This window comes from Ensifer sp., from assembly GCF_035999135.1.
Classification (GTDB): Bacteria; Pseudomonadota; Alphaproteobacteria; order Rhizobiales; family Rhizobiaceae; genus Ensifer.
On record NZ_DASYGZ010000155.1, the window covers coordinates 1 to 5,731 of the forward strand.

The following is a 5,731-nucleotide window of genomic DNA, read 5'->3' on the forward strand; positions in this document are numbered from 1 at the left end:
GAGGCTGCACAAGAGGAAGGCATTGCGGAAGCGCATGGGTGTCTCTTAAAAAGAAGCAAAGAAAAACTGGGTCGCCGCGACCAACAGTGACTACGGTTATTTTCGATTAGTCTGTGCTATGCAAGAGATTGCGCGGCCACATTTCCGCCAGACTGTGCAAATTCCGAGACGCTGGCTTTTTTGCAACAAAATGCCCGGTCCAAGGGGGCCCTGGACGCATGACGATCCTCTCCATCCATGGCGACAACCCGCTGATCGACGGTCGACAGTCGAATCGCGCGATGATGGTCAGGCGCGGCGTCCAGCGGCTGTTTGCCGAACTGGGTCATTCGGTGCTGCCGGAACTCACCCTTGCAAGCGGAAGGCGCGCCGATCTGATCTCGTTGTCGGCCAAGGGTGAAATCTGGATCGTCGAGATCAAGACGTCGATCGAGGACTTTCGCGTCGATCGCAAATGGCCTGATTACCGCAAGCACTGCGATCGGCTGTTTTTCGCGACACATGCCGGCGTGCCGCTCGATATCTTTCCCGAGGAATGCGGCCTGTTGCTGTCGGACGGCTACGAAGGCCATATCGTCCGCGAAGCGCCTGAACACAGTCTCGCGGCTCCGACCCGCAAATCCGTGCTTCAGCTCTTCGCCCGCACGGCGGCGCAACGGCTGATGCTCGCCGAATGGGCGGCCGAGCGCAACAGCGATCTTGGTGGCTCAATCGGAGACATCCTTTCGGGCAACCGCGACAGCGACAGCTGACGCCGTTACTTCGGTGCGCGCTTGGCGAGGATGCGCTGCAGCGTGCGGCGGTGCATGTTGAGCCGGCGCGCCGTCTCCGAGACATTGCGCTCGCACATCTCATAGACGCGCTGGATATGTTCCCAGCGAACCCGGTCGGCAGACATCGGGTTTTCCGGCGGCTCCACCCGTTCGCCCTGACGCTGGACGAGGGCGGCAAAGATCTCGTCGGCGTCGGCGGGCTTGGCGAGATAGTCGACGGCGCCAAGCTTCACCGCATTGACCGCGGTTGCGATGTTGCCGTAGCCCGTCAGCATGATCATGCGCGTGTCGTCGCGCCGCCCGCGGATCGCCTCGATCACGTCGAGGCCGCTGCCATCGCCGAGCCTCAGGTCGATGACGGCATATTTCGGCGGGTTGCCCTTGGCCTTGGCGATGCCTTCGGCCACCGATTCGGCGATGTCGACCGAAAAGCCGCGCGCTTCCATGGCGCGGGCAAGGCGCCTGAGGAATGGGGCGTCGTCGTCGACGAGCAGCAGCGTGCGGTCCGGTCCGATCAGTTCGGCGTCCTGTGCGGGTGTGCTGGGCGAAGCTGTCGATTTGTCGGTCATTCTCGCAATCCTTGGGCGAAAACTGTGCGCTTTCGCCGAGATTATAGGTTTCTTCCGGCTTCGTTCAATAAACTGCGAAATGTCATTTCGCCAGTTTCGTATCCATCAGGGCGCGCGGCCATTCGACGCTGACCCGAGCACCCGGCCTGTCGGGCCGGCCGTTTTCGAAACGCAGGCGTGCGCCCGAGCGTTCGAGCAGCGTCTTGGCGATGAAGAGCCCCAGACCGAGGCCGCCGGCGCTATCATCCTTCTGCCGCCGCGTCACATAGGGTTCGCCGATGCGCTGCAGGATATCCGGCGCAAATCCGTCGCCATCGTCCGCGATCGTCACCCGGACCCGATCCGCCGTGTGCTCGACCGTAACCGTGACTTCCTTGCGGGCATAGTCGACGGCGTTTTCAAGCAGGTTGCCAAGGCCGTAAAGGATGCCGGCGTTGCGGTTGCCAACCGGTTCGGCGCTGCGATCGCCCTTTTCGACGAGGTTGATGTGAATGCCGAATTCGCGATGCGGCGCCATCACCTCCTCGATCAGCGACGACAGCGGCAAGAGCCGCATATGCTCCTCGCTTTCCGACGACAGCGTCGTCAGCCGTCTCAGGATGTCACGGCAGCGTTCGCTCTGGCTGCGCAGGAGATGCACGTCCTCACCGAAGCGCGGGTCGTTTCCGAGTTCCCGCTCCATCTCCTTGGCGACGACGCTGATCGTCGCAAGCGGCGTGCCGAGTTCATGGGCGGCGGCGGCCGCCAGCCCGTCGAGCTGCGACAGATGTTTTTCGCGCTGGAGCACCAGTTCGGTTGCCGTCAGTGCTTCCGAAAGCTCGCTCGCCTCGAGCGAGACGCGATAGGTATAGAAGGCGGCAAAGGCGGTCATCGACACGATGGCGAACCAGATGCCCGCGGTCAGAACCCGCGGCATCAGCAGGACCGTGCCAGGATACCAGGGGAGGGGAAAGGGAGAAAAGGCAAGTGCGGTGATCGCGATCACCGCGAGGCCGGCGAGAATGATGCTCTGTGATTTCGGCTGGGACGCAGACGAGATGATGACCGGAACGCACAGAAGCGGCGCAAACGGATTGGTGAGGCCGCCGGTGATGAACAGGAGCCCGGTGATCTGGGCGAGATCGAGACCCAGCAGCGCAAAGGCGGCGGGGGGATGCAGCCGGTGCGTCGGCGGATAGCGCAGCGTCACATAGGCGTTGACCAGCGCCAGGCTGGCGATCAGCACCAGGCAGGAGATCAGCGGCAGCGGAAACTGCAGCCAGAACGCGGTGATGAAGACGGCGATCGACTGGCCGCCGACCGCAAGCCAGCGCAGCCGCACCAGTGTCTGCAGGCGCAGGCTGCGGTTGCTGGTCTGGTCGTTGTTGTGTTCGAGCGCAACTGTGGTCATTCGGTCCTGCATTCCCGTCATCGGTGGTGTGGCTTCATGTACCACGCGGCTTTGCCCGTGTCGTTGGCGCCGCATTGGCCGGATCCTCCGGCCAGGGGTGTTTTGGATAACGCCCGCGCATGTCGGCGCGCACGTCGCGCCAGGAGCCGGCCCAGAACCCCGGCAGGTCTCGCGTCGTCTGGATCGGCCGGTGTCCGGGCGAGATCAGCTCGAGCAGCAGCGGCAGGCGGCCGTCGCCGATCGCCGGATGGGTCTTGAGGCCGAAGAGTTCCTGCACGCGGATCGATAGCAACGGCTCGTCGCCATCATAGTGGATCGGGTGTCTTTGGCCGGTCGGCGCCTCGAAATGGGTCGGCGCGAGCCTGCCGAGCTCCCGCTGCCTGTCGTGCGGTACCAGCGACAGCAATCCGTCTGACAGGTTGGAAGCCTTGATATCGGCAATTGCGGTCACACCATGCTGGAACGGCACGAACCACGCGTCGAGCCGCTGAAGCAGCGCCTCGTCCGAGACATCCGGCCAGGGCTCGCCGATCGAGCGGTTGAGGAAGCCGATCCGGTGGCGCATCTGCATCGCTTCCTTGGAGAACGGCAACATGGCGAAGCCAAGCTGGCGCACGCCATCGGCGAGCGCCCGCGCGGCGGCTTCCCCCGTTGGCCGGGCAAGCGGCGTCTCTTCGAAGATGATGGCGCCAAGCCGGGTCACCCGTCGCGCCCGCACCTGGCGGCTCTGTTTGTCGAAAAAGCTCTGGTCTTCGCGGGTGATCGCTTCCGGCATGTGGTCTTCGACGTCGGCGCGCGTCAGCTCGGCCGCCGCCAGCACCCGCTGGCCGCCCGCCCGGCCCGTGAGATCCGCGATGACGAGCATCGATGCGGCGGCGAGCCGCTCGGTCTCCGGGATCTCCGCGCCGCGACCGTTGGCCATCACGAAGCGCCCGCGGCCGCCGCGCTGAAGCGCGATGCGGTCGGGGAAGGCGTGCATCAAAAGCGCGCCCGGCTGGATCGGCGCGTTCGATCTGGGGACGCCCTTGAGTGCCGCCGCCATGCGGCGTGCGAGGTTGCGCGAGGCTTCGGCGCGGTCTCCGCGCTCCTGGCGGAACCGCCGCAGCCGGTCCTCGAGATCGATGCTGTTTCCGCCGAGCCCCTGTTCGGTGAGCATGACCGCAAGCTGGCAGGCGGCTTCCGCCTGGCCTTCTTCGGCTGCGTCAACCGCCATGGCCGAAAGGCGTGGCGGCAAGGCGAGATCGCGGATCTTGCGGCCCTTCGCGGTCAATGCCCCTGTTTCCTCCAGTGCGCCGAGCTCGGTCAGCAGCTTTCGCGCCTCTGCAACCGTCGTTTCCGGCGGCGGGTCGATGAAGGAGAGGCTGGCGGGATTGCTGACGCCCCAATGGGCGCAGTCGAGCAGCAGGCCGGAAAGGTCGCTCGCCAGGATCTGTGGGGGCGTGAAGGCGGCAAGGGCTGCCGTCTGGCCGCTGTGCCAGAGACGGATGGCGATGCCGGGCTCGGTTCGACCGGCGCGACCGGCGCGCTGGTCGGCCGAGGCGCGCGACACCCGCACCGTCTCCAGCCGGGTGATGCCGGTCGCCGCCTCGAATACCGGCAGCCGCTGCAGGCCGCTGTCGATGACGATGCGCACGCCGTCGATGGTAATCGAGGTCTCGGCGATCGAGGTGGCAAGGACGATCTTGCGGGTGCCGGATGGCGCCGGGCGGATCGCCGCATCCTGTTCCTTCTGGGTCAGGTTGCCGTAAAGCGGCACGATCGCCGTCTGTCCGCCGAAGCGGTCCTGAAGCCGCGCGGCAACACGGGTGATCTCGGCCTGGCCGGGCAGGAAGGCGAGGACAGAACCTTCCTCCGCGCGATGCGCGTCGGAGATCGCCCGCACCATTGCATCCTCGACGCTCTCGCCGCCGCGGTCCTGATAGCGGATGTCGATCGGGTAGCTGCGCCCCTGGCTTTCGATCACCGGGGCACCGCCAAGAAGGCCCGAAACCCGCTCGACATCGAGCGTTGCCGACATCACCACGATCTTGAGGTCGTCGCGTAGCGCCGCCTGCACATCGAGCGCCAGCGCCAGGCCGAAATCCGCATCGAGCGAGCGCTCGTGGAATTCGTCGAACAATACGGCCGCGACGCCGTTGAGTTCCGGGTCATCGAGGATCATGCGGGCAAACACACCCTCGGTCACCACCTCGATGCGCGTCTTGCCAGAGACGCGATTGTCGAGGCGCATGCGGTAGCCGACGGTTTCGCCGACCTTCTCGCCGAGCAGTTCGGCCATGCGGCCGGCTGCGGCCCTTGCCGCAAGCCGGCGCGGTTCGAGCAGGATGATCTTGCCGCCTTTGGTAAAAGGCTGACTGAGAAGGAAGAGCGGGACAAGCGTCGTCTTGCCGGCGCCGGGTGGAGCCGAGAGCACCACGGAGGCGCCTGCGGTCAATGCATCCGCCAAGGCGGGCAGCACCTCGCGAACCGGAAGCTGAGGAAGCTGTGTCGTCACGTCTGGTTCTCCGCCCCTAATGGAAAGGCCCCTATGGAAAGAATGGTGCCGCCTGCGGCCGCTTCTATCTTGGCCGATGCATCATCTGTTTGTCGCTCCGTCCCGACCGCACAGGTCGTGACGTCGGGCAGGGCGACGTTTCGCAAGTACGGCAATAGCCCGGCCAAGGGCAAGGCGCGGCGCGTCCGTGGGCCGCGAGCGTGTCGCTTTCAGGCCGATCAGATCAATATCTGACGGCCAATCGATGCCCGCTGTCTATATATAGGGAAGGGCACTCTGAGGGGCCATTTTGCCCAAGACGAGCGGTGATCCGGTTTTTGACCATTCGATCAAAGATTCGCGGCACGGAGTCGCTGCCTTTTCGCTCCTCCAAATCTGTGGAGTTTATCAACAGTCGAAAACATTGAGTAAAATCAGTTGGTTGTCGATTTTTGACAGTTTTTTGAATTTGCATGTTGACGTATCTGAGGTGTGGGGTCTATAAGCCCGATCACTGACGAGGGCG

Annotated in this window: 4 protein-coding genes; 1 reads left to right on the top strand and 3 read right to left on the bottom strand. The window is 64.4% G+C overall.

Annotated elements, in window-relative coordinates; all coding sequences use genetic code 11:
- Positions 1 to 218 precede the first annotated feature (218 nt).
- A complete protein-coding gene (locus VGO12_RS20455; protein ID WP_327514592.1) occupies positions 219 to 752 on the top strand; it encodes an MmcB family DNA repair protein in 534 nt (177 codons plus the stop codon).
- Between the two features lie 5 nt (positions 753 to 757).
- On the opposite strand, the gene VGO12_RS20460 is transcribed toward VGO12_RS20455, so the two are convergent.
- From VGO12_RS20460 to hrpB, 3 genes are all read right to left on the bottom strand, one after another.
- Positions 758 to 1,342, bottom strand: a complete 585-nt coding sequence (locus VGO12_RS20460; protein WP_065774279.1) for an ActR/PrrA/RegA family redox response regulator transcription factor — start codon at positions 1,340 to 1,342, stop codon at positions 758 to 760.
- Positions 1,343 to 1,424: 82 nt separating this feature from the next.
- The gene (locus VGO12_RS20465) at positions 1,425 to 2,732 is read right to left on the bottom strand and encodes an ActS/PrrB/RegB family redox-sensitive histidine kinase (RefSeq protein WP_327514593.1); all 1,308 of its coding nucleotides are present in this window, start codon (positions 2,730 to 2,732) and stop codon (positions 1,425 to 1,427) included.
- A gap of 34 nt (positions 2,733 to 2,766) precedes the next feature.
- On the bottom strand, positions 2,767 to 5,226 hold the full coding sequence (gene hrpB, locus VGO12_RS20470) for an ATP-dependent helicase HrpB (RefSeq protein WP_327514594.1): 2,460 nt from the start codon (positions 5,224 to 5,226) through the stop codon (positions 2,767 to 2,769).
- Positions 5,227 to 5,731 lie beyond the last annotated feature (505 nt).

Excerpts from the sequence above, each read along its gene's own strand:
- VGO12_RS20455 (WP_327514592.1), top strand. The coding sequence starts at position 219 with ATGACGATCCTCTCCATCCATGGCGACAACCCGCTGATCGACGGTCGA.
- VGO12_RS20460 (WP_065774279.1), bottom strand. The coding sequence starts at position 1,342 with ATGACCGACAAATCGACAGCTTCGCCCAGCACACCCGCACAGGACGCC.
- VGO12_RS20465 (WP_327514593.1), bottom strand. The coding sequence starts at position 2,732 with ATGACCACAGTTGCGCTCGAACACAACAACGACCAGACCAGCAACCGC.